27 protein-coding genes are annotated in these 26,169 nt (G+C 57.1%); 25 read left to right on the top strand and 2 right to left on the bottom strand.

Features of this window, described 5'->3' with window-relative positions:
- Nucleotides 1-66: 66 nt before the first annotated feature.
- The 11 genes from KBY81_RS04570 (at nt 67) to KBY81_RS04520 (ending at nt 10,592) form a co-directional block, all read left to right on the top strand.
- Nucleotides 67-783: a sugar phosphate nucleotidyltransferase gene (locus KBY81_RS04570; protein ID WP_254975779.1), complete on the top strand. Its 717-nt coding sequence runs from the start codon at nt 67-69 to the stop codon at nt 781-783.
- Nucleotides 780-2,162, top strand: coding sequence for a CBS domain-containing protein (locus KBY81_RS04565; RefSeq protein WP_254975778.1), 1,383 nt, complete (start codon nt 780-782; stop codon nt 2,160-2,162). Before KBY81_RS04570 ends, KBY81_RS04565 begins: the two co-directional genes overlap by 4 nt.
- Complete coding sequence (locus KBY81_RS04560) at nt 2,159-4,045, top strand: N-acetylneuraminate synthase family protein (protein ID WP_254975777.1); 1,887 nt, start codon at nt 2,159-2,161, stop codon at nt 4,043-4,045. Before KBY81_RS04565 ends, KBY81_RS04560 begins: the two co-directional genes overlap by 4 nt.
- A complete protein-coding gene (locus KBY81_RS04555; RefSeq protein WP_254975776.1) occupies nt 4,042-4,632 on the top strand; it encodes an SIS domain-containing protein in 591 nt (196 codons plus the stop codon). Before KBY81_RS04560 ends, KBY81_RS04555 begins: the two co-directional genes overlap by 4 nt.
- A 5-nt stretch (nt 4,633-4,637) precedes the next feature.
- Nucleotides 4,638-5,363, top strand: coding sequence for a cytidylyltransferase domain-containing protein (locus tag KBY81_RS04550; protein WP_254975774.1), 726 nt, complete (start codon nt 4,638-4,640; stop codon nt 5,361-5,363).
- An 8-nt stretch (nt 5,364-5,371) separates the two neighbouring features.
- Nucleotides 5,372-6,748 carry an aspartate aminotransferase family protein gene (locus KBY81_RS04545; RefSeq protein WP_254975773.1) on the top strand — a complete coding sequence of 459 codons (1,377 nt, stop codon included), beginning with the start codon at nt 5,372-5,374 and terminating at the stop codon, nt 6,746-6,748.
- Nucleotides 6,745-7,182: a VOC family protein gene (locus KBY81_RS04540; RefSeq protein ID WP_254975772.1), complete on the top strand. Its 438-nt coding sequence runs from the start codon at nt 6,745-6,747 to the stop codon at nt 7,180-7,182. The genes KBY81_RS04545 and KBY81_RS04540 overlap by 4 nt, the downstream gene beginning before the upstream one ends.
- A 95-nt stretch (nt 7,183-7,277) precedes the next feature.
- Nucleotides 7,278-8,150 carry a bifunctional 2-polyprenyl-6-hydroxyphenol methylase/3-demethylubiquinol 3-O-methyltransferase UbiG gene (locus KBY81_RS04535; protein ID WP_254975771.1) on the top strand — a complete coding sequence of 291 codons (873 nt, stop codon included), beginning with the start codon at nt 7,278-7,280 and terminating at the stop codon, nt 8,148-8,150.
- Nucleotides 8,151-8,163: 13 nt separating this feature from the next.
- Nucleotides 8,164-8,976: a sugar phosphate isomerase/epimerase gene (locus KBY81_RS04530; RefSeq protein WP_254975770.1), complete on the top strand. Its 813-nt coding sequence runs from the start codon at nt 8,164-8,166 to the stop codon at nt 8,974-8,976.
- 1 nt (nt 8,977) lies between these two features.
- Nucleotides 8,978-9,739: an SDR family NAD(P)-dependent oxidoreductase gene (locus tag KBY81_RS04525; RefSeq protein WP_254975769.1), complete on the top strand. Its 762-nt coding sequence runs from the start codon at nt 8,978-8,980 to the stop codon at nt 9,737-9,739.
- A gap of 19 nt (nt 9,740-9,758) precedes the next feature.
- Nucleotides 9,759-10,592, top strand: coding sequence for an SDR family oxidoreductase (locus KBY81_RS04520; protein WP_254975768.1), 834 nt, complete (start codon nt 9,759-9,761; stop codon nt 10,590-10,592).
- A 148-nt stretch (nt 10,593-10,740) separates the two neighbouring features.
- Here KBY81_RS04520 and KBY81_RS04515 read toward each other — a convergent pair whose 3' ends face one another.
- On the bottom strand, nt 10,741-10,914 hold the full coding sequence (locus KBY81_RS04515) for a hypothetical protein (RefSeq protein ID WP_254975767.1): 174 nt from the start codon (nt 10,912-10,914) through the stop codon (nt 10,741-10,743).
- A 94-nt stretch (nt 10,915-11,008) separates the two neighbouring features.
- The gene (locus tag KBY81_RS16705) at nt 11,009-11,425 is read right to left on the bottom strand and encodes a hypothetical protein (RefSeq protein WP_396103659.1); all 417 of its coding nucleotides are present in this window, start codon (nt 11,423-11,425) and stop codon (nt 11,009-11,011) included.
- 178 nt (nt 11,426-11,603) lie between these two features.
- On the opposite strand from KBY81_RS16705, the gene KBY81_RS04505 reads away from it, so the two are divergent.
- The 14 genes from KBY81_RS04505 to KBY81_RS04440 all read left to right on the top strand — a co-directional run bounded on the left by KBY81_RS04505 (nt 11,604) and on the right by KBY81_RS04440 (nt 26,148).
- The gene (locus KBY81_RS04505) at nt 11,604-12,659 is read left to right on the top strand and encodes a radical SAM/SPASM domain-containing protein (RefSeq protein ID WP_254975766.1); all 1,056 of its coding nucleotides are present in this window, start codon (nt 11,604-11,606) and stop codon (nt 12,657-12,659) included.
- Between the two features lie 5 nt (nt 12,660-12,664).
- A complete protein-coding gene (locus KBY81_RS04500) occupies nt 12,665-13,345 on the top strand; it encodes a methyltransferase domain-containing protein (protein ID WP_254975765.1) in 681 nt (226 codons plus the stop codon).
- 14 nt (nt 13,346-13,359) lie between these two features.
- Nucleotides 13,360-14,670, top strand: coding sequence for a polysaccharide pyruvyl transferase family protein (locus tag KBY81_RS04495; protein ID WP_254975764.1), 1,311 nt, complete (start codon nt 13,360-13,362; stop codon nt 14,668-14,670).
- Nucleotides 14,667-15,389, top strand: coding sequence for a bifunctional 2-polyprenyl-6-hydroxyphenol methylase/3-demethylubiquinol 3-O-methyltransferase UbiG (locus tag KBY81_RS04490; protein ID WP_254975763.1), 723 nt, complete (start codon nt 14,667-14,669; stop codon nt 15,387-15,389). Before KBY81_RS04495 ends, KBY81_RS04490 begins: the two co-directional genes overlap by 4 nt.
- Nucleotides 15,382-16,212, top strand: coding sequence for a methyltransferase, TIGR04325 family (locus tag KBY81_RS04485; RefSeq protein WP_254975762.1), 831 nt, complete (start codon nt 15,382-15,384; stop codon nt 16,210-16,212). Before KBY81_RS04490 ends, KBY81_RS04485 begins: the two co-directional genes overlap by 8 nt.
- On the top strand, nt 16,213-17,223 hold the full coding sequence (locus KBY81_RS04480; RefSeq protein ID WP_254975761.1) for a polysaccharide deacetylase family protein: 1,011 nt from the start codon (nt 16,213-16,215) through the stop codon (nt 17,221-17,223).
- Nucleotides 17,220-18,617: a glycosyltransferase gene (locus KBY81_RS04475; protein WP_315858471.1), complete on the top strand. Its 1,398-nt coding sequence runs from the start codon at nt 17,220-17,222 to the stop codon at nt 18,615-18,617. The genes KBY81_RS04480 and KBY81_RS04475 overlap by 4 nt, the downstream gene beginning before the upstream one ends.
- A 2-nt stretch (nt 18,618-18,619) precedes the next feature.
- On the top strand, nt 18,620-19,492 hold the full coding sequence (locus KBY81_RS04470; protein WP_254975801.1) for a glycosyltransferase family 2 protein: 873 nt from the start codon (nt 18,620-18,622) through the stop codon (nt 19,490-19,492).
- Between the two features lie 73 nt (nt 19,493-19,565).
- Nucleotides 19,566-20,369, top strand: a complete 804-nt coding sequence (locus KBY81_RS16700) for a DUF268 domain-containing protein (RefSeq protein WP_396103658.1) — start codon at nt 19,566-19,568, stop codon at nt 20,367-20,369.
- Between the two features lie 313 nt (nt 20,370-20,682).
- Nucleotides 20,683-21,297 carry a D-glycero-beta-D-manno-heptose 1,7-bisphosphate 7-phosphatase gene (gene gmhB, locus KBY81_RS04460; protein WP_254975758.1) on the top strand — a complete coding sequence of 205 codons (615 nt, stop codon included), beginning with the start codon at nt 20,683-20,685 and terminating at the stop codon, nt 21,295-21,297.
- A gap of 1,276 nt (nt 21,298-22,573) precedes the next feature.
- Nucleotides 22,574-23,422, top strand: coding sequence for a class I SAM-dependent methyltransferase (locus tag KBY81_RS04455; protein ID WP_254975757.1), 849 nt, complete (start codon nt 22,574-22,576; stop codon nt 23,420-23,422).
- A 27-nt stretch (nt 23,423-23,449) separates the two neighbouring features.
- The gene (locus KBY81_RS04450; RefSeq protein ID WP_254975756.1) at nt 23,450-24,439 is read left to right on the top strand and encodes a glycosyltransferase family A protein; all 990 of its coding nucleotides are present in this window, start codon (nt 23,450-23,452) and stop codon (nt 24,437-24,439) included.
- Nucleotides 24,436-25,371, top strand: a complete 936-nt coding sequence (locus tag KBY81_RS04445) for an NAD-dependent epimerase/dehydratase family protein (protein WP_254975755.1) — start codon at nt 24,436-24,438, stop codon at nt 25,369-25,371. Before KBY81_RS04450 ends, KBY81_RS04445 begins: the two co-directional genes overlap by 4 nt.
- Nucleotides 25,372-25,548: 177 nt before the next feature.
- Nucleotides 25,549-26,148, top strand: coding sequence for a CmcI family methyltransferase (locus KBY81_RS04440; protein ID WP_254975754.1), 600 nt, complete (start codon nt 25,549-25,551; stop codon nt 26,146-26,148).
- Nucleotides 26,149-26,169: the final 21 nt, after the last annotated feature.

The raw sequence follows: 26,169 nt of genomic DNA, 5'->3' as shown, positions 1-26,169 counted from the left end.
ATACAGCTTTCCTCGATTGCTCATGGCCAGGACAATGCAGAGTATCCAATCAGGTCTAGTGACGCCATGAAGATGCTGGTCTTGGCGGGAGGGTTCGGGACTCGCCTCCAATCGGCGGTGCCAGGTATCCCCAAGGCGCTAGCGCCAGTCAATGATGTGCCATTCCTGCGTTTGCAGATTGAGCATTGGGTTGAACAGGGAGTTCGGTCGTTCGTTTTCCTCCTGCACCACCAGGCGAGCATGATAATTGACTTTATCCAGGCGGAACAATATGCTTCACTCAGTGGCAGTGAAGTCCGATGGCTGGTCGAGCCCGTAGCAATGGGCACAGGCGGCGCTCTTGCCTATGCCGTACATGAACTGAATCTAACTGATGACTTTCTAGTGACCAATGCTGATACCTGGCTTGGCGGTGGCATATCAGAAGTCATCCATGCCGGAGCATCCAGAGTGGCAGTAATTCGGGTTGCTGATGCAGGCCGTTACGGCTGTGTAGATCTCAATAGCCATAATCGCAGAATCGAGTTGTTTGTCGAAAAGGGTGCTACGAAGACGTCTGGCTGGATCAATGCCGGTTTGTGCTGCCTAAATCCTGAACACTTCAGGAACTGGAACCGACTACCCTTTTCGCTGGAAATGGATCTTTTCCCCGCCGTTGCAGCAGAAGGCAAGTTATATGCAGTGCCTCTTGAAGTGGATTTCATCGATATCGGCGTTCCTGAAGACTATCATCGTTTCTGCCACTGGATCAGAGGCGGTCGAGGAGGTTCTTTATGCGGTTGAATCTCTTCTCCATTTCTGAAGATGCGTTGCTGAAGGACGCGTTAGCGAAGATTGAGGAAAACCAGCATGGATTCATTCTTACCATTGCAGCCAATGGTCGTGTGGTTGGGCTTGCTACGGATGGCGATATCCGCAGGAAGCTACTTGCCGGATCGTCGTTGACCGCCTCTATAGCCTCATGCGCGAATCCGGATTTTGTTTGGGCGGAGAAGGACACGCCGCGAGAGTTTCTACTCAAAAAATTCGACCAAAGTATCCGGGTAATTCCCCTACTCGATGAGCATCGCTGTCTGACTGGCATTGTCAGTCGCGACGATTTGCCGTTACAGGCCGAGGAGCCTGTCTATGCCCGTGCACGCTCTCCGGTTCGGATCAGTTTTGGCGGTGGTGGCTCGGATCTCACCCATTACTTTTCTGGCGATGGTGGTGCCGTCATCAATACGACGATTTCCCTGTATAGCCACGCCACATTGCGAGTAAGGAATGATGAGAAAATTCTCATTCATTCCTGTGACCTGGGCGAGTCCCTGAATGCTGATGATCTTTCGGGGGCGTTGCGGCAGAAAGGGCGTTTCGGACTAATCCAGGCCCTGCTTAAATCCGTCGATCCGGATTTCGGTTTTGAACTGTACCTGCATTCCGATTTCCCGATGAACTCGGGGCTCGGCGGGTCGGCCGTGGTGTCAGCGGCGGTGCTGGGGTGCTTCAACCAGTTTCGTCGCGATCAGTGGGATCTGCATGAACTTGCCGAACTTGCGTTCCAAGCCGAGCGCCTTTATCTCGGGGTGGCGGGAGGTTGGCAGGACCAGTACGCTACCGTGTTTGGCGGCTTCAACTTCATGGAATTCCACATGGACCAGAACATCGTCCATCCGTTGCGAATCCATCCGGACACAATTCTCGAGCTAGAGGAAAGCCTGATCCTGTGTGACACGGGTATCACCCACGATTCCGGAGACATTCATCAGGACCAACGCCAGCAGATGCAAAAGCCGAACGTGCGCCGCCATGTGCAGGCCAACGTTGATCTATCGTATCGAATGCGCAATCAGTTGCTGCGCGGTCGGCTGCTAGAGTTCGGACTGTCATTGCATGAGGCATGGCAATCCAAGCGAGAGCTTAGTAGCAAGATCTCCTCAAGACATCTTGACCAAATCTACGAAAGTGCACTTAGTCACGGCGCCGTCGGTGGAAAGCTTCTGGGTGCCGGAGGCGGCGGTTTTTTTCTTTTTTTTGTTCCGCCGTTCCGCAAGAACGAATTGATGACGAATCTCGAAGCACTGGGGCTCAAGATTCGGCCTTTTCGCTTTGATCAAGAGGGGTTGCGGGCTTGGATGGCACGCGAACGTAACAATCACATGGAAATCGGGTGCGTATGAAAATTGCGAAATGCGAGATCGGCACAGGTCGCACCTACGTCATCGCCGAAATCGGCAACAATCACAACGGCAGCTTGGAACGTGCGTTTGAGCTGATTGATCTCGCCCTCGATGCGGGCGCAGATGCTGTCAAGTTTCAGATGCGGCACCTGGATCAGGTCTATCGCCAACGCACTTTGCGCAAGGACGGCGAGGATCTCGGCACTGAGTACGTGCTCGATCTGCTGCGCAGGTTTGAGCTCACGGTCGAGGAACATCGTCAGCTTGCCGACTATTGCCGAACGAAAGCTGCGCTTTATCTCTGTACGCCATGGGATGCGCTCAGCGTGGACGTGCTCGAATCCTTTGGAGTTCCTGCTTACAAGGTGGCTTCGGCCGATCTCACGAACCTCCCCTTGCTTGACCATTTGGCGCAGACAGGAAAACCGCTGATCCTGTCCACCGGGATGAGCTTGCTGGAGGAAGTGAAAACCACGGTCGCCTTCCTTGATCATCGAAAGGCGCAGTTTGCTCTTTTACATTGCAATAGCACGTATCCGGCTCCCCTGCACGACATTCATCTGAAGTGGATGGGCCCCTTGCGTCAAATCCATCCCTTGGTTGGTTATTCGGGCCACGAACGGGGGATTAATGTTTCCCTCGCTGCTGTTGCGCTGGGCGCCGTCATTATCGAGCGCCATTTCACCCTGGACCGCTCGATGGAGGGGCCAGATCACGCCGCGAGCCTGACCCATCCCGAGTTCAAGCGCATGGTCGATGGGATCAGGGAGATCGAAGCGGCCCTCGGCGAGGGCCAAACCCGGGGTCTCTCCCAGGGAGAAATGATCAACCGCGAAAATCTGGGCAAAAGCCTGGTAGCGGCCACGGCTCTGCCCAAAGGCACCAAGCTTGCTCCTGAGCACATCAAGGTACGCAGCCCCGGCCAAGGGCTCTCTCCCCAGCGGTACGAGGAGCTCCTTGGCCGTACGCTGCAGCACGACATGGGAGAGGAGGACTTCTTCTATCTGTCTGACTTGCTGGAGACAAGAATCTACCCTAGGGCCTACTGTTTCAAAAGACCTTGGGGTGTGCCAGTAAGATATCACGACTTTGCAGAGTATGCGTCAAGGATCAACCCTGACATTTGGGAGTTCCACCTTTCATATTCAGATATGGAGCTTGATCCAGCGGTATTCCTTCAGGGTACCTATGCGGCAAACTTCGTCGTGCATGCGCCGGAACTGTTTGCTGGTAGCCGGCTGATGGACCTGGCTACACCAAATGAGGCTTATCGCAAAGAATCTCTACGGGAGACCCAGCGGGTGATCGATCTTACTAGGAGCTTGAAGCGCTTTTTCCCTAACACCCAAAGGCCGCTGATTGTCGCCAACATCGGCGGCTTTACGATGGACGAGTTGCTCCCTGCGGACGTGATTCCCAGCTACTACGAACGCTTTGCCCGCAGCCTGTCCGAGCTTGATCTGGAAGGTATCGAGCTGATTCCGCAGACCATGGCTCCATTCCCTTGGCACTTTGGTGGCCAGCGTTACCAGAACCTGTTCATCAAGATCGAGGAGATCGTCCATTGGTGCGCACAGTTGAAGTTGCGGATGTGCTACGACGTCTCCCATAGTGCCCTGACCTGCAAGCACCTTGGCTACGATCTCTACGAGTTCAGTCGGCAGATTGCGCCATGGACGGCCCACCTACATCTGGGCGATGCGAAGGGGCTCAATGGCGAGGGCTTGCAGGTAGGCGAAGGCGACATTGATTTCGATCGCCTCAGCGCCATCCTCAGCCAAGGCTGTCCGGATGCCTCGTTCATCCCTGAGATCTGGCAGGGCCACAAGAACAGTGGCGAGGGCTTTTGGGTGGCACTGGAACGCCTGGAGGGAAAGCTGTGACACCCGTTATCCAGACGATCCGCGCCCAGCTGGCCGAGTCTATAGCCGTCAAACAGCTGCTTCTTCAAGATGACAAGCTCCTCTGTCAGATCGAGGAACTCGCTCACCGGTGCGTGACATCACTTCGTGCCGGTTGTAAGATCATCTTCGCCGGCAATGGTGGAAGCTTTGCCGATGCACAGCACCTGTCAGCTGAAATTGTTTCCAGATTCAAGTTTGACCGTGCACCGCTTGCATCGTTGGCGCTGGGAACGAACAATTCCGCCATCAGCGCGATTGGCAACGACTACGGCTACGAGCAGATCTTTTCACGCGAGCTGGAAGCGGTCGCCAAGGCGGGTGACATATTTGTCGGCATCAGCACCAGTGGCAATAGCCCGAACATTCTCGCCGCAGTGAATAAGGCTACCGAGCTCGGCATCCAAGTCGTCTGCTTCACAGGCCGCACAGGCGGAAAACTGGCCAACATGTGTGGATGCTTGCAGATACCCTCGGATGAAACCGCGCGTATCCAAGAGTGCCACGTTACCATCGGTCATGTCATCTGCGGCCTCGTGGAACATATGTATTTTATGGAAGTGGACTAGCGCCCGTGAACAATGTTGTCGCCTTGATCCCCGCCCGCTCCGGGTCCAAAGGGGTTCCGCACAAGAACATCAAGAGTCTGGGAGGGCATCCCTTGATCGAGTGGTCGATCAAGGCCTGCTTGAGATCACGACTGATCGATCGCATCATCGTCTCAACTGATTCTACGGAGTATGCGGAACTCTCCGTCAAGCTAGGCGCAGAGGTGCCCTTCCTTCGCCCCGCGGACATCGCAGACGACCGCTCTACGGACTATGAATTCGTGCTCCATGCGCTCGACTGGTTCGCTGCCAACGGGGGTGAGCCGGAATCCCTGGTTCACATCCGCCCGACCACGCCCTATCGGTCACCTCGACTGATCGATGTGGCGATTGAGGCTTTCCGGAATGAGCCTCGGGCGACCGCACTGCGCTCTGTTCACGAAATGTCTGAGTCCGCCTACAAGACGTTTGAAATCGCCCCGGCAGGCCAGTTGCAGAGTCTTGGCGCCGACAGCACGGCACTGGATGCGGCCAACAACGCGCGTCAGCAGTTTCCTGCCACCTATCAGGCCAATGGCTATGTCGATGTGTTGTCATCCCGCTTTGTCAGAAGCCACGGCATGATTCACGGCGACTGGGTCATGCCGTTCATCACGCCTGCCGTGGTTGAGGTGGATACCGAGGATGATTTCGCTCACCTCGAATTCCTGCTTGATCGCGATCCTGAAATCGCCTACCAAATCTTTACCTGAGGAAAGCCATGGCCGGACACGAGTTTTCCCGTAGTCCTCAACAAGTGCCTTTTGTGAGCACCGAGCATCGGACCATCAGGACGGCGATTCCAGCTCCGGGGACTCAGCAGGTTCTCGCCAGCCTCGATCGCTATGAATCCCGTTCGATGCACGGGCAGTTTCCTCTGATCTGGGAGCGTGCAGTGGACGCCAGCGTGTTCGATATCGCCGGTAATCGTTGGATCGACTTCACCTCCACGATTTTCGTCGCCAATGTGGGTCATTCCAACGCCCGGGTATCGGCGGCTATTCAGGCCATGATGGATGCGCCCATCTACAGCTGCTATGCCTACCCAAACCGCAAACGCGCTGAGTATCTGCAAAAGCTGGTTGAATTCGCCGGCAAGCCCTATGAGAAAGCCTTCCTGTTGTCGGCCGGAACCGAGGCCACCGAAGCCGCCCTGAAGCTGATGCGTATGTACGGACAGAAGATCGGCAAGCGCCGCCGCGGCATCGTCTGCATCGAAGGCAATTGGCATGGCCGCACCATGGGCGCGCAGATGATGAGCAGCAACCTGGCGCAGCGGGACTGGATCGGCTTTCAGGATGCCGACATCCATCACATTCCGTTCCCCTACCCTTGGGCGCTCAATGGCGCCAGCCCAGAAGCTTTCCTCGATGCTGGCCTGGAGCGGCTGGCCTCATCGGGTATCGATCTGGAGAACGATGTGTGCGGCTTCATGCTGGAAACCTTCCAGGGCTGGGGCGCCGTGTTCTATCCCAAGGAATTCGTTCAGGCCATCGAAAAGGTGTGCGGCAAACACCGTATTCTGCTGGCCTTCGACGAGATGCAGGCTGGATTCGGCCGCACGGGCCGCCGCTTCGGTTTCCAGCATTACGAGGTGACGCCGGACCTGATCGCCTGCGGCAAGGGCATGGGTGGCGGCGTGCCCCTTTCCGGCGTGCTTGGTCGGTCCGAGGTCATGGATTTGCCGGATACCGGCAACATGAGCAGCACTCACTCCGCCAACCCGCTGGTGTGTGCCGCCGGCTTGGCGGTGATCGAGGAGCTGGAGCAGCGCGACCTCGTTGGCGAAGCCGCCCGTAAGGGCGAGTTGCTGTTTAAGGGCCTCACCGGCCTGCAACAGCGATTCCCCGACCGCATCTCCGACTTGCTCGGCAAGGGCCTGATTGCTGCGGTCCTGTTCCGCACTCCTGACACAGGCGTCGCCGATAGCGCCTTCACCAGCCGGGTCGCCGAGCGGTGCATGCAGAAGGGCTTGTTGGTGGTTCATACCGGAAGGGAGTCGATCAAGATTGGTCCACCCCTGACCATCTCGGACCAAGCCTTGCTGGAAGGTATCGACGTGCTGGGCGAGGCCATTGCCGAAGTGGCGGCGGAATGATCAGCGCGATTCGCCATACTGGCCTGGTGGTGACAGACCTTGATCGGGCTCTGCATTTCTGGTGCGACCTGCTCGGCTTCAAGGTGGTGAAGCAGATGGCGGAATCGGGGCCCCATATCGACGCCATGATGGGCCTCCAGGATGTCCGCGTGACCACCGCCAAACTGGCGGCGCCCGACGGCTGTCTGCTTGAGCTGCTGTGCTTCCAGTCCCATCCCGACAAGCCCCGATGGGAGGGCACCCCTTATTCGACCGGATTCACCCACATCGCTCTGACAGTGGATGATCTGGATCAGCTCGTTTCGAAGCTCACGCAGGAGGGCGTCAGCTTTCCTGCACCGCCCCAGTGCTCGCCAGACGGCTACGCGAAGGTGATTTACGTCAAGGGGCCCGAAGGCGTCCTCCTCGAACTTGTCGAAGTATTAGCAGCATGAGACACTCAACTGACCAGCGACCGGAGGCCGCCTGCCCCCTCTGCGCATCGGAAGCGAGCGAGATCCTCACCCACCAGCTGCGGCGGGGCACTGGCATGGTGCGCTATTGCCCTGCCTGTTCCCATGGCTACCTGGTCCAGGAACAGGCGGTGGACGCCAAGGAGTACTACGGCGAACTGTATCGCCAGGAGTATTCCCACAATGCCGAGGCGGCTGCGACGAACGCCAGGGAGATCTATCGGGTTTACAAGAACTACCAGCAGGATCGTCTGCATCATATTCTTCCCCACCTGACTACCGGTTCACGGCTGTTGGAAGTGGGGGCCTCAGCGGGTCAGTTCTTGATTCATATCAAAGATAAAGTGGGCGAGGTGAATGCCATCGAGCTCGACAAGGCATGCTGCACATTCCTGGGCAGCGAGCTCGGAATCGAAGCGGATGCGGAATTCCTGGAGAACTCCCGCTTTGCCGGCCAAGGCTACGACGTGGTCTGCGCCTTTCAAGTGATAGAACATGTCGAGCAGCCCGTAGAATTTCTCAATACTCTCCGGCAGGCCACGAAGAAAGGTGGAACGATCTTCATCGAGGCTCCAAACTTGCACGATCCTCTGCTGGCGGTCTGGGGCGTTTCGACATACAAGAGATTCTTCTACCACAGCGCTCATCTCCATTACTTTACCGAAGCCTCTTTGGGCAAAGTGGCGAGGGCTGCTGGCTTCCAACCCGACCAGATCGAAATCAGCTTCACCCAGGACTACAATCTATTGAATCACCTGCACTGGCTCATGAATGATGGCCCCCAAGCCGATTGTCATGTGGGCCTGAGTGAAATAAACCTGTGCGGCCCAAACCAGGAAATTGCGGCCTGGCTGACCGAGGAAATGCGGGCTGTGAACCGAAAGTACATCGCCAAGCTGATCGCAGCAAAATGCACCTCCAACATTCTACTGAAATTGCGCCATGACTAATAAAGCTGGGTTTATGCAGGGCCGCCTCTCTCCATTGGTGGACGGGAAAATCCAAGCCTTTCCTTGGGAATCCTGGCAGCATGAGTTTCCTTTGGCCCAGAGTCTCGGACTAGGGCTGATGGAATGGACCCTGGATCATGATCGGCTTTATCAGAATCCCCTGCTGATGTCCCAGGGCCAGCAGGAGATTCGCCGCCTGTGCGAAGCCCATGAGCTCTCCATACCTTCGCTGACCGGGGATTGCTTCATGCAGGCTCCCTTCTGGAAATCCAGCGGGCAGGACAGGGCAGCGCTCGAGGCGGATTTCATCGCGATAGCCCGCGCGTGTGCCGAGGTCGGCATTCAAATGATTGTCGTACCGCTGGTGGACAACGGCAGGCTTGAAAACGAGCAGCAGGAAGAGGCGCTTCTCGCCTTTATGCTGACCCAGGCTGATCTGTTCCGTGCGCTCGGCCTGCGCATCATCTTCGAAAGCGATTTCGCCCCCAGCGAACTGGCCCGCTTTATCGGACGTTTGCCGGCGGACGCCTTTGGCGTCAACTACGACATCGGCAACAGCGCGGCGCTTGGATACAACCCCTCGGAAGAGTTTGCAGCCTATGGTTCCCGCATCGTCAATGTGCACGTCAAGGACAGGGCCCTCGGCGGAACCACTGTCCCCTTGGGCACTGGCAATGCCGACTTCCCCACGGTGTTTCGGCTGCTTCGCGAGGTTGCCTACACTGGCTACCTGATCATGCAAACCGCCCGAGCCAGGGATGACGACCATGCCGGCGCCCTTCGCCACTACATGGCGCAGATAGAGGCCTGGTCGAAGGGAGCCTGACGTGCAGCTCCACTTGCAGGGGAAATCCGTTCTGGTCACCGGTTCATCCAAGGGCATCGGCCGTGCCATTGCTGAGGCGTTTCTTGCCGAAGGCGCCGAAGTCGCCTTCAATGGCCGCAATCTCGAAGATCTGGAGCGCGTCGTCGCGGCGCAGAGCGGGGGCAAGGCGATCTCCGTCGGCGGCGATGTCGTCAAGCCAGAGCAAGCCCGAGGGGTGGTCGAGAGGGTCCTGGCAGCGTTTGGCAAGCTGGACGTGCTGGTTTGCAATGTCGGGAGCGGTCGCTCGGTGCCCCCCGGTGCGGAAACCCATGAGGAGTGGCTGCGGGTTTTCGAACTGAACCTGTGGAGCACAACCAACATGGTCGAGGCCGGCAGAGACGCCCTGGCCAGTAGCGGGGGCACGATCGTTTGTATCTCCTCCGTTTGCGGCTATGAGCTGGTGCCTGGTGCCCCCCTGACCTATTCGGCTGCCAAGGCCGCCCTCAACGCCTACGTGCGCGGCATGGCGCGCCCCCTGGGGAAAGACGGGGTGAGGATCAATGCCGTTGCCCCGGGTAATATCCTGTTTGAGGACTCGGTTTGGCAACGAAAGGTCAACGAGAATGCCGCAGCAGTCGAGCAGATGCTGGCACGGGATGTGGCCCTGGCAAAGCTGGGAACGCCCCAGGATGTCGCCAATCTCGCCTTATGGCTGGCGTCCAGTGCGGCATCGTTTTGCACCGGCAGCATCTTTGTCTCGGACGGCGGGCAAGTTCGCGGTTAAACAATGGATAGGCTGAATGATGGCTTTTGAGAAATTTGATCTAACCGGGAGAACCGCCCTGATCACCGGCGCCGCCGGCCTACTGGGCATGGAGCATGCGTCGGCGCTGCTGGAGAGCGGCGCGACAGTCGTGCTGACCGACGTGAGCGCGGCGGTGCTTGACACTGCAGCGCAACACCTGAGCGAGCGCCATGATCGCTCGCAAATCCTGACCGCGGTGATGGACGTGACAGATCCAGCGGCCATCGGCAGCGTTGCGGAAATGCTATTCGGGCGCGGTTCGCGAGTGGACATCCTGGTCAACAACGCAGCCATCGACCCGAAGGTCAAGGGCGACCAAGGCATGGTGGAGACGTCGCGTCTTGAGCACTGTCCGGTTGAGCAATGGGACCTGCAGGTGGCCGTCGGCCTGACCGGCGCGTTCCTCTGCAGCAAGGTTTTTGGTGGCGCGATGTCATTGGACGGGAAGGGTGGTGTCATCTTGAACATCGCTTCCGATCTCTCGGTCTTCGCCCCCGACCAGCGGCTCTACCGCAAGGATGGCCTGCCAGATGAACTGCAACCCGTGAAGCCGGTGACCTATTCGGTGATCAAGGCAGGGCTGGTTGGATTGACCCGTTATCTGGCCACCTACTGGGCGGATAAGGGCGTGCGCTGTAATGCCCTATCGCCCGGTGGCGTCTACAATGGACAGGGAGACGACTTCGTCAGGCGGCTAACCTCACTTATTCCGCTTGGGCGGATGGCCGACAAGGACGAGTACCGGGCTGCGGTGCAATTCCTTTGCTCGGATGCCTCGGCTTATATGAATGGTCAAAATGTGGTGATGGACGGTGGGAGATCCGCTTGGTAGCTATTCGATACGCCTTGAGGGGTCGGGACGCAGCACCACAGAAGTCCCTCACTGGTCACCCATCACACGCGATCACTGGCACTTGGGCTGATGGCGGTGTTTCAGGGGTACGCCATCAGTGAAGGCATCACCCCCACGTGCTGACAGCTCAGCTCCACGACCAGCTGCTGCGTGGTCCGAACGCCAGCCAGATGTCTCGGCAACGGAGCTGCAACGCCGCCCAGCAGATTGTTCCGTCGTTGTCGCGGTGCCACTGCTCAAACAGCTGTTGCTGCAGGTCCAGCAGCAGGTGGTTGTAGGCCGAGAAGCGATCGTTCACCATGATCGCGCCAAGCCCTGGATCCGCAGTGCCATGGCTGCGGCCGCGGAGCGGCTCATGTCTTGTACAGGCTCCGCCACCAGGGCGGCCACCATGATCAACGGCCCGCCGCGCTTGCCCTTGGGATCATCGCTAACCGCTTCGCGCAAGACTGCGTCTCCGCTGTGACCGGTGGTTCAACCGGCTTCATCAACACAGGCCGCCCGTTGCCATCGCCTGCACCAGTGCAGCGCTCAGGCGCCGGCGGGGTCGTTGCGGGCATCGTGCTGCCTCTGCACTCCACCCCCACCAGTGGCCTGATCGGTGGGATCCGGACCACCTGATGACGCAACGGATCTGGGTGCTGTTCCAGCACCTGATCCCTCCGTTCAATCATCATCAGCTCCGGCCCAGCGCCGGGATGTCCCGGCTGGCCACCGCGCTGTCGGCCACTGCGCTTGTGCCTCACTGGTGGCTGACAGCCAGGGGCATCGTTGGAGGGTGGTTTCGAGGAACTCCGCGAGCTGCGGCCAATCCGCTCTCGCCGGCCAGTCCGCGACTGAAAGCCCAGTCGGAGCGGATAGCATCACAAGTAGTCTCAGCCTTAGATGCAAACAGGATTCAAGCCACCTTCAGGGTCTCAGCAGGCATGAAGTTCGCAGTGGGCTGTCTCGCCCCCTGAACAGGTAAACTAACCAAACATGAGGATGTAGATGACAGCTCCCAACCAGCCGATTCTTGACCGGTTCCTTGATCTCTTCTCGTTTATTCCTGCAGCCGACGAAAAACGATTGCGTCGAAGGATTCTTCGCGAATACCAAAAGTCGCAAGCGTACGGTATCCTGCCCCGCCAATTGGCAATCGAGACGGTAAATCATTGCAATGCAGCTTGCGTCATGTGCCCTTACCCAACGTTGGAGCGGGAAAAGGGATTCATGACGCCGGAGGCCCACAAGGTGATTGTTGACAAGGTCGCTGAATGGGGTGCCCCCATCGAGCTGATTTCCCATGCTGGGATGGGAGAGCCGCTTTTGGACAGGACTCTGACGGATAAGATTGCCTATGAAAAATCTGTTTTCCCTAAGGCTCGTGTTGCCGTTTATTCGAACGTCAGCGCCCTCGATGAAAAGCGCGCGAATCAATTGATTGATGTGGGCCTGGATATTCTTTCAGTGAGCCTCAACGCTATGGACAAGAATACCTATGAGGCGGTGATGAAGTTGCCATATGAACGCACTCAAAAAAACCTTCACCGGTTTGTTGACATGAATGCTTCGCTTGGCAAGCCTGTAGAGATTCATGTCTCCCTAATACCAACAGAGCACCATACAGCCGATGAGATCGAGCGTTTTCGGGCCTATTGGGGGCCTCTTGTTAACAATGTCATCGTGCCGCCTTTAATCGGTTGGGGAGGCCACTTTAAGGTTGGCACTACAAAAAAACAATACTCATGTCGTTACATCTGGCAGGTTCTTCAGGTTGACTGGGACGGGACGGTGGCGATGTGCTGCGAGGATTATGAGACACGTTACCCCCTAGGCAATCTGCTTTCCCAGTCTCCTGATGAGGTGTACAACTCACCGATGTTCCAAGCGCAGAGAATGCGTCAAGTTGCAGGTGACTTCGCCATGCCAGAGGTATGTGTGAACTGTGTCGAAAGCCATGAAGTCGCGCGCGATTTCTGGCGGACCGCAGACATCATTCCGGCGCCGGCCAACAAGCCTAGCCTTAAGGTGAACCCCATTGAAACTCTCGAAAAGAACGTCTAAGCCCTATGCGCTCACTGAATACTGGTTTTCATCCCGCTTCGGCGTTGTATAAGTATGCCCTCGGGCGCCTTCTTGGCTGGGGTCGTTATGTCAATCGCTTCCAGTATCCATCCGGTCACTCGCCGGTACCGACGCCAGCGCGGCATTACATCAATCTATTTCTTGAGCGTTATGACTGCGACGTTCGCGGACGTTGCTTGGAGTTCGCGCCACCCTATTATCGCGAGCGCTACATTTCCCGTCCCGAGGTTGTCAGCTACGACGTTTGGGATGTGGATGAAAGCCAGGGAACGACGCTGGTCGGGGATCTGCAGGACGCTTCCGGGGTCGCATCCGAGAGTTTCGACTGCATTGTAATGACCCACGTTCTTTGCAATGTCGAGCGACCTTGGCTGGCGGTGAACGAGGCCCGGCGCCTGCTTAGTCCGGGTGGCCTCATTCTATGTACGGCGCCGATGGTGCTTCAGGGCTATGCACCCCATCCGCATGACTATTGGCGTTTCACGCCGGATGCCATGCGATCTCTGTTCGCGGATTTCTCACGTCTCGAAGTGCACTCTTACGGCAACGCAGCCACCGCTTCGGGGTCACCGCAATACCTGATGTGCGAGCATTTTTCCTCTGCAACCCTGAACTATCATGATCCGGCCTGCCCGAGCATCGTGGCGTGTGCAGCATGGAAGTGAAGGCTCCGCTCCCCATGCGTCGGGTTTTCGTCGATCATGGTGAGGCCTATGGAAATCTTGGTGACGAGGCGATGCTGCTCAACGCGCTGCGCCGACTGACGCGCAGCCTTGGGCCCTGTCACTTTGTCATTCCTCGCGAGAGTTCGCGTCCTCTGCCTCGGCTCGACGATTTCGTCGTTGAGCATGTACCGTCTCCATTCTTGTTCTTTGACAGGACGGCAGGCATCCTGGACCGCTACCGCGGTTTACTTGCGCGGACACGCCTGCCGGTCCCGGCCGCGGGTTTGCGTGCCAAAGTTGCGTTTGCCAGGCTTGCGTGGCGAGGTGTGCGGCTAGGCACCTGGCGGGATGACTACGGACTTCGGCAGGCCATGCGGGCGATTCGCCAATGCGATGTCTTTTATGGTGTGGGGGCGGCCGATTTCAATGACTTCAATGCTTCTGGTGCGGCGTACAAATGCTGGCTCTATCGGATGGTTCGCCCGTTCGTGCCAATTGTGGCGGTGTCGGCACAGGGTTTCGGACCGCTCGACAATCCGGAATTGAAGATGCTGATGGCCGCCGCCTTCAACGAAGTCGATCTACTGGGTTTTCGTGATCATGCGTTCAGTGAGCGGTTCACCCGTGGGCTTGGCCCCCTCCAGTGTCGAACACGGATTACGGGAGACGAGGCCTTTTCGCTTGCCTCAGCGGGTCCCATCGTTCGCGATGCCTATCTCGCTGAGACCGGATTGTCGCCGGAAGAGCCGTTCATTGCCGTTCATTGGCGATCGACCGACTACACCCAGGATACCAATCACCTCTTTTCCCGCGTTGCCGAGTTGTGGGACGTGGCAACTCAGTCCAGTGGCTTACGGTTGGTCTTCTTCCCGATGAGTTACGACACTCATTCACGCCATGACGATGCCTGTTGCCAGGCAATAGGTAGCATGATGAGGTTTCCGGATCGGTTATTGATGGCTCCCATGTCTCACGATGTGGGACTGATCAAGGCGGCCATTGGTGCCAGTCGATTCACTCTGGGTTTAAGTTATCACGTACATGTTTTCGGCTTGTCTCAGGGCGTACCGGCGCTGATTCTGTTCAGTGGCGACTACTACAAGTTCAAGTCGGATGGGTTGGTTGCGTTCTATGGAGGCGCCAACCAGGCCGTGAACATCGGGACACCTGAGGGTGTCGAAGTCGCCCGTAGCGCCATTGAGGCAATGCTTGCCCAGGAGACGGGCGTGCGCAAGGCCATTGGCACAACAAACAAGGCACTGGCGCAAGACAACGATTGGATGCTCGGCGAGATATCGGCGCGTCTCGGCGGAGTCAGGCGATGAAAGCTCTTCTTGATCGTTTGCTTGGACGTCGATCCGGAACCTTCGATATGGGAGATCTGCGCTCGCTGCAGCCCGTTAGTGACAGTTTCGGACAGGATCGCGGCACGCCGATCCGGAGATACTATATCCAGCGTTTTTTTGAGCAACAACGAAATCGGCTGAAGGGACATGTTCTCGAGGTTGGCGACGCCCGCTACGCGACCATGTTTGCCGAGCGTGGTGCCAAGATCGATGTCCTGGACCCCGACCCAGCCTGTCCAGCCGCAACCATCAGAGGAAACCTGCTGACTGGCGAAGGGGTTCCAAGGGGATGCTTCGATGCCATCATCCTGACACAGGTTTTACATGTACTCCCGGACATGCAAGCGGCAATATCGGTTGCCGAGGCTGCCTTGAAGCCGGGTGGGTGCATCTTGGCGACCCTGCCCTGTATCACCCAGGTCAGTCGTTTCGACATGGATCGATGGGGAGACTACTGGAGGGTTACTGATCGTGGTGCGAGAGCACTTTTTGAGTCGTCGTTCCCAGTGTCTGCAGTGGAAACTTCCGTTTATGGCAACGTCCTGTCTGCGATCACATCATTGACAGGCCTTGCGGCTGAGGAACTGAGTTCCAAGGAGCTCGATTTCTGTGATCCTGACTATCAGGTGCTCGTTTGCGTAGTTGCGACTAAACCAACGGTACCACTTACATCTACAGAGCTCCTGAACCATGCCTAGCTATTCGATTATTCATCGCCTTTTGGGACGTTCCGAGAAGGCAGCTCCAGCAGTTCCGCTTTTGTATGACAAGGCCGCAGCAAGCTTCGAACCATCTGAGCAGCAGTCCGTTTGGGATCATCCCGCATGGTTGGACGCATCGAATTCCTATGTTGGCCGGTTGCGCGGTGAGGCCACTGAAGATCGCCTCGCGCCCGAGGCCTATCTGGCACCCATCGCACTGTTGGCATCTCAAGTGGCCAAGAGGCAGGGCATGGTGAAAATTCTTGACTTGGGGGGGGGAGTTGGGCCGTGCGTGGATGTAATCATGCGGGGACTTCTTGAGGCGAAATACGTTGTGGTCGATGGTGCAGCCAGCTGCGAGCAGGGATCTTTGATGTTCGCGAACGATCATCGCGTCAGCTTTGCCGAGACGTTACCTAATGATGGCGAGATGTTTGATATTGCGATGTTCAGCAGTGCGCTGCAGTACATCGATAGCTGGCGACTGGCGCTTGCCGCGCTCGCGAATCGTGTTGCCGAAAACGGAACCTTGGTGATCAATCGCATTCCTGTTTCCTCCAATGAGACGGTAGCGCTACGGCAACACATTTCACTCGGCCAACCGCCAGCTTGCATCGGATCGGTGTGGCATTGGGTGTTTTCTCGGGATGAGTTGATTCGTGAAGCACAACAGCTCGGATATCTTTTGATTTATGATCAGTTCATTCGCGACGTTGGGCCCGAAATGACTCAGGCCGCTGCGCTTGGGCGCGTAGACTTGAGACTATTGATGTTTTCAAAGGATTCTTGTCCGCCTACTCCAGTACATCATAACAACTGAATGTTCTTCTCCCGCATTAAAAACTTGCTAGGTGCCCTCAAGCCCTGCGGGCAGGTCTTGCTTTACCACCGTGTGTCCCCGACTTTGTCGGATCCACAATTGCTGGCAGTATCGCCCCTGTGCTTCGCGGAGCAGATGGCGTATCTCAGCCGGAACGCTGTACCAATGGCGTTGACAGACATGGTGAAGGCAGCCATCGAAGGAACACTTCCTCGCCGTGCGGTCGCGGTTACCTTCGACGATGGTTACGCGGACAACTACCACTACGCGAAACCAATTCTGGAGAAGGCGGGTGTTCCTGCGACCGTGTTTGCGGTCAGCAGCGCGGTCAGCGCCCAGACCGAGTTTTGGTGGGATGCCATTGAGCGGGCCCTTCTTGGCCAGAATGGCTCCTTGACACTTCAACTCGATCTTGCCGGAGAATCGAGAACTTGGGTGCTCAGCGGTGATCCTGGTGCGTATCCAGAGTGGACGGTGATGGATTCTTTCGACCCCACGCCGCGGCACACGGCCTATCGGGATATCATGCCGCTCGTCAAGCCATTGACTCCCGGCGAGCGTTCAACCGTTTTGACGAGTATACAGAATCAGACCGGGGTCGACGCTGGCCCAACAGAAGACCGGTGTCCAATGACTGAAAGCGAACTTCGCAGTCTCGTCGAGAGTGGTCTCATTGATGTTGGTGCCCATACTGTTTCTCATCCTCAGCTTTCGGGGCTTTCGATGGAGGAGCAGGCAGCTCAGATCTCGGGCAGCCGAGGATGCCTAGAGGCGATAGTTGGCCGGGAAATAACGACATTCGCCTACCCCTATGGGACGAAGGTCGACTACACGACGCAGTCGGTCGATTCAGTCAAGCATGCTGGGTTCACTTTGGCCTGCTCCAACTTTCCTGGATGCGTGCTCAATAGACGGGTCGATGCGTTTGAGGTGCCCCGTTATCTCGTTCGTGAGAGCCCCTTGTCGACGTTCCGTGCCAACTTTGAGGCGCGGATGCGTGGTGCCAAGTGACAGAGGCAGCGCAGCCGTTGAGGGTGTTGCTGGTCGACTCTGTTTTTGGGCGGGGAGGGGCTGCTGCCATCACTTCTAGTTTGCGTCTCGGGCTCCATTCGCGCGGGCATACAGTCGCTCATGTTGTTGGGCATTGCGACGATCCTTCGGCTCCTGTTATGACGATGCCAAGTCAGCGGGGGCGTCTGGCACGAGCTCTTGGGTACGGTGCCGCAAGGCTTCCGGGACATCTGGGCCATCTACCTTCTCGATTGGCGGCTCGCCTTCAGCGCCCTAAAGCTGCATCCCCTGGACTGGAGAACTTCAATTTCCCAGGCTCGCGGGATCTATTGCGTCTGATGTCGCCACGACCGGATCTCGTTCATTGTCACAATCTGCACGGCGGTTATTTTGACCTCCGTTATCTGCCCAAGTTGAGTGCCCGGGTGCCAACGCTACTGACTCTGCACGACGCTTGGCTGCTTGCAGGACATTGCGCTCATTCGTTCGGTTGTGAGCGGTGGATCACCGGCTGCGGCAATTGCCCCGATTTGACAATCCCGCCAGCCATTCCGGTGGATCGAACCGCCGATAACTGGCGTTGTAAGCGGGACATTTTCAGCCGTAGCAGACTTTTCATTACGACTCCTTCACGTTGGTTGATGGAGAAGGTTGGCCGGTCGATCCTTTCGATGGGATCGATCGACTCCCGCGTCATTCCAAATGGAGTCGATCTTGAGACCTACTGCCCGTCAGACGGGCGTCTAGCTGCACGCCGCGAGCTGGGAATCGGCTTAGACGATTTTGTCGTTGTCTTTGCAGCCAATGGAGTTCGGGACAATGTCTGGAAGGATATGGCGACTCTGCGGCTTGCCCTGGATGTTGCGAGCCGTGCGCTGAATGGTCAGGCTCGCGTTCGTTTCTTGGCCCTTGGCGAATCGGCGCCGCCCGAGAGAGCGGGCGACGCAACCCTTGAGTTTGTCCCTTATGTCAGCGAAGCAGCCCACGTTGCGCGCTATTTTCGTGCGGCAAGCGTCTACGCGCACGCCGCTAAAGCCGATACGTTTCCAACCACGATTCTCGAAGCGTTGGCTTGCGGTACACCGATCATAGCGACTGCTGTCGGTGGCATTCCGGAACAGGTTCGATCGCTAGATCTGTCAGCCATTTCGGTGGGATCACCCAGCTATTCGATCGACAATGCAACGGGCATTCTGACTGCGCCGGGGGACGCCGATGGTCTCGCTGCAGCGATGGTCTATTTGGCGCATGACGTTGCCTTGGTCGGAAGGCTTGGCCAGAATGCGCGGCTGGATGCTGAGCGCCGTTTCGACGTGAGGCGGCAAGTTGATACCTACGTTGAGTGGTACCGGCACATGCTCGAACGTTCGACTCCCTCCCATTCGTTCGCTTGACGATGCACCCCAGCGTCTCCGTTGTTCTTGGCTCCTTCAATCGGAGCGATTTCCTCAAGCTCACTCTTGCAAGCATTCGGAACGAGCTTGCAGGCCTTGACGCTGAGATCATCGTTGTCGATGGGGGCTCAACTGATGGCTCGCTACAGTGGCTGATGCGTCAGAAGGATGTATTGACCATCGTTCAGCACAATCATGGTGTCTGGAACGGTGTTCCGGTAACGAGGCGTTCCTGGGGATATTTCATGAATCTGGGATTTCGCACCGCCAGTGGTCAGTATGTCTGTATGCTTAGCGATGATTGTCTTTTGGTGCCCGGAGCAATCCGAAATGGTATGAGAGCGGCAGAACGATCGATTGCCGCAGGTACAAAGGTGGGAGGGGTGGCATTCTATTGGAGAAACTGGCCAGAGCAAAGTGACTACCAGGTCGGCTTGACACTCCTCGGGCGAATGTTCGTCAACCATGGGCTCTATCTGAAATGTGCCGTTGATGAGGTTGGCTTCGCAGACGAGGAGACCTATTCCTTCTATCATGCCGACGGTGATCTCGGTCTTAAGATGTGGGAGGCTGGATACGTATGCATCGATTCTCCGGAGTCCTACGTCGAACACTATTCACATGCCAATATGCAGGTGCGCACGTCGAACTTGGTTCGACAGAAGGAGGATTGGGACAACTACCTCTCAAAGTGGCAGGAAATTTCTGGAGTTGAAGATGTGCTGGCCGGCCAGGGGTGGGTGACGCGCGCTTACGATGATCCGGAGAATACGGCGAAACAGTTCCTGAAAGTCAAAGGCGTCGCCTCTGGTTTATTCTTTGGCAGGACACTGTCTGCCCTGATGGGTGTTTCCCGCCGTCTACGGAGGCACTAAATCCTTCGACCGACGCCGCAACTCGATCAAATTCATCCATTTCCAAGGTCAACCCCAGTGGCAAGGGTAAGTTATGTTTGACGAAATGACCTTTCGCGCAAGAACCTTGGTCAGTAGATGGTGGGAAGGGCTGCCCTCATGGGCTAGCGTACCCAGCAGACTTATTTCAGAAAAGCGGTCTAATCTGAAGTTTGCGAAGCAGTATTCGACATTTTCCAAACTTCATCATGCTGCAGGCCGATCTGAAGTCGTGGATTGGGTAGATCGATATCCTTGTCTTGGTGATGCGACTGGTGCAACTGGTTTTGACAGACACTATATTTACCATCCTGCTTGGGCTGCACGGATCCTCTCTCGGACTCGTCCGCTGGAGCATACCGACATTTCTTCCACCTTAACTTTCAGCACCCTTCTTTCTGCGTTTATACCAACTCGATTCTTCGATTACCGGCCGGCGCCCATCGTTCTTAACGGCCTGCAGGCCGGTAGCACAGACCTCGTGAACCTTCATTTTGCAGATGAGTCCATCGACTCATTGTCTTGCATGCATGTCATGGAGCACATTGGGCTCGGTAGATACGGGGATCCGCTCGATCCGATGGGCGATCGAAAAGCCGCAGGTGAACTGCAGCGAGTTCTGAAAAGAGGAGGCAACCTGCTTGTTGTTGTACCCGTCGGGCGACCTCGAGTGCAGTTTAATGCTCATCGCATCTATGATCATCGAGATTTCCGGGATTGGTTCGATGAGCTCGAACTGGCTGAGTTTTCCCTTGTTCCCGACGGCGACGCCCCTCATGGTCTCATCGTTAATCCACCACCAAGCCTTGTTGACGAACAGGAGTATGGCTGTGGCTGCTATTGGCTCAGAAAGCCATAATTCCTTGAGTCACTCGGCGGATCCAGCATTATGCTGCTAGATATCCCTGCCGATCTCTGTAGACCTAGACACGCTGTGCATTCGCTGCCGCCTTGAAGGCCAGTGGCGTCTTCAGTTCTCGAATGATTCTTTCACCTGGTATGTGATGTCTCACGCCGCTTTTCCCAGTTGTACCAGGTGAGCTTCCCCAGTCTGGTTGTGGGCATTTGAATAGACGGTTCACAGGTGCAATGAATACTTACAATCTGACAGCATTAGTGCCTTGGCCTTATGAAGTAGGCGTGGCTTTGCTCGTTGGCTATGGGGCTAACACATGAAGGTCAGCCAGCCAGAAATCGACCACTCAATGTCTGAAATGAAGAAAGCAGCTATTTTTCTTGACCGCGACGGCACCCTTAATGTCGAGAAGGGCCATCTATTTCGGTATGAGGACTGGGAATGGATCCCTGGCGCTGTTGAGGCGATCATTCAGATCAACCGCATGGACCTTATGGCCATAGTGATCACTAACCAGGCTGGCGTTGCCAGGGGGTACTACGACGAAGTCGCTATTCATGAACTGCACAATCAAGTTACTAATCTGCTCTCGCAATGCGGCGCCAGGATTGATGCCTACTATTACTGTCCCCATCATCCTCAGTATGGTGCCATGGTTCACTGTACTTGCAGAAAGCCTGCACCTGGTATGTTATTGCAGGCAGCAGAAGATCATAATCTTGACATGAGCCGGTCTTGGATTATTGGCGATAAGCTGTCTGATGTTGAAGCGGGCTTCCGTGCAGGTGCCACGCCTATTCTTGTGCGAACGGGATATGGAGCGATGCAACAAGCTCTTGGCGCTCTTGGCGTTCAAATCCAACCGGATGTTCTGTCGGCAGTACAGTCAATTGAGCGTTCAGGCCAGCGGCGATCTCATTATTCTTCATGACTTCAACTCATTGCCCTTGGGACGCGCTGTGATGGGACTCTTCTCTGGTCTTCAAGGGCTCCAACATGCACGCTTACCGCATCTGAGGCCTGTAGGCCATGGTTTTCGCCATGGGTCGAGCTGAGCTGACTTGGCCCTGCTGGCGCCTGCAGGATCTTTCCGAATGTGAGACTTGGCCTCATGCCATACGTTGAGAGGAGCTATCCCCCGATCGGCGGCGGCCACCACTTGCCACTGCGACGAGAGGTGAGGCTCCTGCTGCTGTTCAGATAGCTGTTGTCAACGTCGCTGGTTTGCTTTCCACTCCCAGTGACCGTGGGTTGATCCATGCAACCTCCGGCAGATAGCAGCACCGTATGGCTCGTGACCACCGGCGCTGTATTTGTTGGCGTGCCTGTTCGTCGTCGACAGGCTGAGGCCCACAGCTCTCTATGGCCTGACAGGTATGAAGCTGTTCTGGGCGCAAACTTGATGACGCCGTTTCAATGCCGACCGGTGCACGATTCCCAAACGAAGCCAGCCAGGCCATGTGGCACTTGGGTTTACTATCGATCAGCAGGTCAGTCGGCAACAGGGCATTCCTGGCCTCCGTGGTGCCGTAGGGCATCACTTAGGCCCACTCCTCCTTCAGGGTTTTGAGGTCGACGATGTCGGCCGGCGTCCATACCGATTGGCTGCGTCGTAGGTTCTTGGGCTGTCTGGCATGGCCTTCTTCAATATCAATCCCATGGCCTGGCAGGCTTTGCGCCAGCCATCGCCCATCTAGGTAGACCCGTTGTCGCTGAGTAACCGCGGGTACTCGATTCCGTGACCGTTGAACCAAACCACCGCGCGGCTCAGGAAGATCGCGGTGCTTGTCCCCTTTCTCGTTGGCCGGAGCCCGGATGAAGGACCTGCAGGTGCCGTTTTGATTTGTGATGTTGACCTTCTCCTTGTTATCCCCGGGAGAGGAGCCCTTTTGTGGATTGCCCGTGATCCGACGGCCTACCCGCTCAAACTGGGCCAATGTGTGATGTCGACATGACTGTGGATGTTCCACTCCTCTGTTAGCCGGACCAACCTCGTGATGCGACACAACGAAGCTCTCTTCACGCTCACGACGAGTCTTGCTGATATAATCTGGCGCGGCGTAGCCCTCAGGCAAGTGGAAGTTCTCCCATCGTGGTCTCAGTGTTCGATTGGAACTGGACAGCACCCAATCCGTCACTGATTGACTTGTTCCCTGCGCAGATACTTGAGTTGTTCAATCCTTTTGCCTGACCCAGTGATGCGACTCATGCTGCCGATCGTCAAAGCTGATGGAGGTATTCCTCGCCAACTCTATGCTTGTAATCAGTTTAGAAGGAAGGCGCAGTCGTCGATTCGGGGTCTGTTCTCAATTACTTCTCGAATTCAGGACCCAGCTCTGATTGTCGGGACCACGAATTCAAGCAAGCGTGACCAGTGGGTCCAATCAGTTCTGGCGCAGATTGCTCCTGGCGCACGGTTGCTGGATGCCGGCTCTGGCGAGCAGAAGTATCGACAGTTCTGTTTGCATCTGAACTACGTCTCGCAAGACAATGCGGCTTATGACGGGAAGGGTGATGGCCGTGGGGGTCATGTTGAGGGCTGGACGTATGGAGCGACTGACTATGTCTGCGATATCGTCGCCATCCCGGCACCCAATGATTCTTTCGACGTCGTCTTGTGTACGGAGGTTCTAGAGCATCTCCCTGACCCTTTGGCCGCGATTGGAGAGCTTGCACGTGTGTTGCGACCTGGTGGTCTGCTTCTGCTGACGGCTCCATTCTGCAGCTTTACTCACTTCTCCCCTTATTTCTTCTCAACTGGCTTTTCCACTAACTGGTATTCCAGCCATTTAGAAGATCTTGGATTTGCCAGTGTGGAGATGACGCCGAATGGAAACTACTTTGAGTATCTTGCTCAAGAAATCAGGAGGCTGCCGCAGATGTCCAGCTCTTACTCCCTTGCGAAAGAGTCGTGGCGGGTGCGATTGGCGATGCTTGTTATTCTGAGATTTTTGCAGGTCTGCTCATCTCTTGATCGCGGTTCTTGGGACTACAGCTGTTTCGGCTGGCATGTCAAGGCGACCAAGGCCATGGCCTCCTCGGTTCCTGCTGATTAGATGACGTCTCAATCTCCGCGTGTTTCGGTGGTCTTGCCCGTTTACAACGGTCTCCCCTATCTGCATGCGGCCATCTCCAGCATTCTTTCTCAGTCGTTTACGGACTTTGAGCTGATCGTTATTGATGATGGTTCTGTTGATGGGTCGGCTACTGTTCTTGATGATTTCGACGATCAGCGCATCCGCTTTTTCCGCCACTCCAACCAGGGCCTTGCCCGTACCCTCAACCATGGCATCTCCCTTGCCTGTGGAACCTATGTGGCTCGGCAGGATCAGGACGATCTTTCCCATCCCGATCGCCTCGCCTTGCAGGTTGCTCACATGGATGCACACCCGGACTGTGTTCTAGTGGGTTCATGGGCCCAGATCATGGAGGTGGATCGTCTCGTGGAACGGTTTCACCGCCATCCTGTCGATGAGCCAACCCTGCGCTATCAGCTGCTGTTCAACAACCCTTTTGTCCATAGCTCTGTTCTCCTGCGACGTTCCGCGTTGCAGCACGTCGGCGGCTATACGACAGACCCAGCGCGGCAGCCGCCGGAAGACTATGAATTGTGGTCGCGCCTTTCTCGTATTGGCTCCGTTGCGAACGTTGGCCAGGTTTTGCTCCTCTATCGGGAGATTCCGGGCAGCATGTCCCGAGTCGGCCCGTCCCCATTCCGTAGTCGCCTGATCACGATCAGCGCGGAGAACATCGCCGCCGCAGCCGGTTTGCCCAGTGGTGATCCGTGCGTGCATGCCATCGCCGCGCTCACCCATGGTGACGCCTCGTCACTTCAGCCCCCACTCGACTTTGCCCGGATGCAGCAGGTCCTGCTTCAGGCGATCCAGAGCCTCGCTTCGGGTCAAGCCCTGACACCCCTCAGCCAGGACGCCCTTGCCCGCGTCCAGGCCATGAAGGGGGCATGGATGGTCCGTGCGTCGCCCGCCTACGAACTCCTGCATACCGTCGGCCCTTTGCGGAACCTTGCCAAGCGGATCTGGCGGCTGGCCCAACGGTTCAGGGGCCCGCAATGAAAACCATCGTCATCGGTGGTGCCGGGTTCATCGGCTCCCTCGTCAGCCAGCAGCTGATCGCTTCCGGCCGTGAAGTCACCGTCGTGGGACGGCGTCCCCCCGGAGCCCACACGGCCTCCCTGCCGTACGCCTATCGCTGCGCCGATCTCGGCAACCGCGCCCAGATGCGGGAGATCCTCGAGCCGGGCTGTGAGGTGATCGACCTGGCTTACGCCACCGTCCCGAAGACCAGTTACGGCGACCCTGCCTTCGATCTGCTCGCCAATCTGCCTGGCAGCGTCGGATTGCTGGAGGAGGCGCTGGCCGTCGGGGTTCGCCGTCTGCTGCTTGTTTCCTCTGGTGGCACGGTCTATGGCCCTCCGTGCATCCTGCCTATTGCGGAATCCCACCCAACAGCTCCCATCAGCCCCTACGGCATCACCAAGCTGACCATCGACCATTACGCCCTGATGTTTCATCACACCCGTGACCTGCCGGTGGTGGTGGTGCGGCCTGCCAACGCCTACGGCGTCCAGCAGCGTTCCAGGACCGGCCAGGGTTTCCTCGCCGCTGCCATCGACTCCACTCTTTCGGGCCGTGAGATCGAGATCTATGGCGAAGTGGGCACCATCCGCGATTACATCCATGTCAGCGATGTGGCCAGTGGCATCCTTGCGGCCCTGGATTTCGGCGGAGACGGTGAAACCTATAACATCGGAACCGGAATCGGGGCCAGTAATCTGGATGTGATTGCCATGCTGCGTCCCTTGGCCGAGGCTACCGGCCGCACCATTCAGGTGCGCCATCTTCCCTCACGGCGTTTCGATGTGGAGGCCAATGTGCTCGATGCCCAGAAACTTCGCTCTGCCTGCGGATGGCGTCCGGATGTATCTCTCCAGGGTGGTCTCACTGAGATGTGGGATCATGCCCTAACGACGTCCTCCACCCTTTGAGGACGCGCCCTGCCCGCCCGATTCAGAACCATGGGACTCCTTAGTCGGCTGCTGGATCTTCGTAGGTCCTCGGCTGAACGTTCTACATCCCTGGACCCCTTCCTCGGCACGGCCAACCCATCGCGCAATCGCGCCTGCGGGGAGTTCGAAGTGGACGGTTGGGTCACCTCAGCATTCGTGGCCCGCACCCTGGTTCCCCTGGTCGGCGTCCATCCCTTCCCCCTCCAGGAACTGATGCTGATGACGGCGACGGTCTGTCACTTTGAGCCCTCGCTGATCTTCGAGTGGGGCACCAACATCGGCAAGTCGGCGAGGATCTTTCACGAAATTGCCCAGTTCTTCCACATCCCGACCACCATCCATACCTGCGATCTCCCCGACGATGTCGACCATGTGGAACATCCCCATGCCCAGCGGGGCGTGATGGTACGGGGCCTCAAGGATGTGCAGATGCACCAGGGCGACGGCCTGACCACTTCCCTGGACCTCTGGGAACGGGCGGGGCGTCCCCCTTCCCCCTTGTTCTTCCTTGACGGTGACCACAGCCACGCCAGCGTCAGGCGTGAGATCGACGGGATCCTGGCGGCCATCTCTGATCCGGTGCTGCTGCTCCACGACACCTTTCTCCAGTCCCCCGAATCTGGTTACAACATCGGACCCCGCCAGGCCATTGAGGAGTCGTTGGCCGCCCATCCCGGCCGCTTCCAGGCGGTCCATTCCGGCCTCAGTCTCCCGGGCATGACCCTGCTCTATGGCGCCGACCCGGCAACGGCGTAGGTTCGCCCCAACCCCCTCGAT

Source organism: Cyanobium sp. Lug-B, from assembly GCF_024345635.1.
Taxonomy (GTDB): Bacteria; Cyanobacteriota; Cyanobacteriia; order PCC-6307; family Cyanobiaceae; genus Cyanobium; species Cyanobium minutissimum.
The sequence above is the reverse complement of the archived record's forward strand: the minus strand, read 5'-3'. Positions and strand labels throughout refer to the sequence as shown.

Excerpts from the sequence above, each read along its gene's own strand:
- KBY81_RS04455 (WP_254975757.1), top strand. The coding sequence starts at position 22,574 with ATGCTGCCGATCGTCAAAGCTGATGGAGGTATTCCTCGCCAACTCTAT.
- KBY81_RS04560 (WP_254975777.1), top strand. The coding sequence starts at position 2,159 with ATGAAAATTGCGAAATGCGAGATCGGCACAGGTCGCACCTACGTCATC.
- KBY81_RS04500 (WP_254975765.1), top strand. The coding sequence starts at position 12,665 with ATGCGCTCACTGAATACTGGTTTTCATCCCGCTTCGGCGTTGTATAAG.
- KBY81_RS04480 (WP_254975761.1), top strand. The coding sequence starts at position 16,213 with ATGTTCTTCTCCCGCATTAAAAACTTGCTAGGTGCCCTCAAGCCCTGC.
- KBY81_RS04530 (WP_254975770.1), top strand. The coding sequence starts at position 8,164 with ATGCAGGGCCGCCTCTCTCCATTGGTGGACGGGAAAATCCAAGCCTTT.
- KBY81_RS04520 (WP_254975768.1), top strand. The coding sequence starts at position 9,759 with ATGGCTTTTGAGAAATTTGATCTAACCGGGAGAACCGCCCTGATCACC.
- KBY81_RS04535 (WP_254975771.1), top strand. The coding sequence starts at position 7,278 with ATGGTGCGCTATTGCCCTGCCTGTTCCCATGGCTACCTGGTCCAGGAA.
- KBY81_RS04470 (WP_254975801.1), top strand. The coding sequence starts at position 18,620 with ATGCACCCCAGCGTCTCCGTTGTTCTTGGCTCCTTCAATCGGAGCGAT.
- KBY81_RS04490 (WP_254975763.1), top strand. The coding sequence starts at position 14,667 with ATGAAAGCTCTTCTTGATCGTTTGCTTGGACGTCGATCCGGAACCTTC.
- KBY81_RS04540 (WP_254975772.1), top strand. The coding sequence starts at position 6,745 with ATGATCAGCGCGATTCGCCATACTGGCCTGGTGGTGACAGACCTTGAT.
- gmhB (WP_254975758.1), top strand. The coding sequence starts at position 20,683 with ATGAAGGTCAGCCAGCCAGAAATCGACCACTCAATGTCTGAAATGAAG.
- KBY81_RS16700 (WP_396103658.1), top strand. The coding sequence starts at position 19,566 with ATGTTTGACGAAATGACCTTTCGCGCAAGAACCTTGGTCAGTAGATGG.
- KBY81_RS04485 (WP_254975762.1), top strand. The coding sequence starts at position 15,382 with ATGCCTAGCTATTCGATTATTCATCGCCTTTTGGGACGTTCCGAGAAG.
- KBY81_RS04505 (WP_254975766.1), top strand. The coding sequence starts at position 11,604 with ATGACAGCTCCCAACCAGCCGATTCTTGACCGGTTCCTTGATCTCTTC.
- KBY81_RS04495 (WP_254975764.1), top strand. The coding sequence starts at position 13,360 with ATGCGTCGGGTTTTCGTCGATCATGGTGAGGCCTATGGAAATCTTGGT.
- KBY81_RS04545 (WP_254975773.1), top strand. The coding sequence starts at position 5,372 with ATGGCCGGACACGAGTTTTCCCGTAGTCCTCAACAAGTGCCTTTTGTG.
- KBY81_RS04445 (WP_254975755.1), top strand. The coding sequence starts at position 24,436 with ATGAAAACCATCGTCATCGGTGGTGCCGGGTTCATCGGCTCCCTCGTC.
- KBY81_RS04570 (WP_254975779.1), top strand. The coding sequence starts at position 67 with ATGAAGATGCTGGTCTTGGCGGGAGGGTTCGGGACTCGCCTCCAATCG.
- KBY81_RS04515 (WP_254975767.1), bottom strand. The coding sequence starts at position 10,914 with ATGGTGAACGATCGCTTCTCGGCCTACAACCACCTGCTGCTGGACCTG.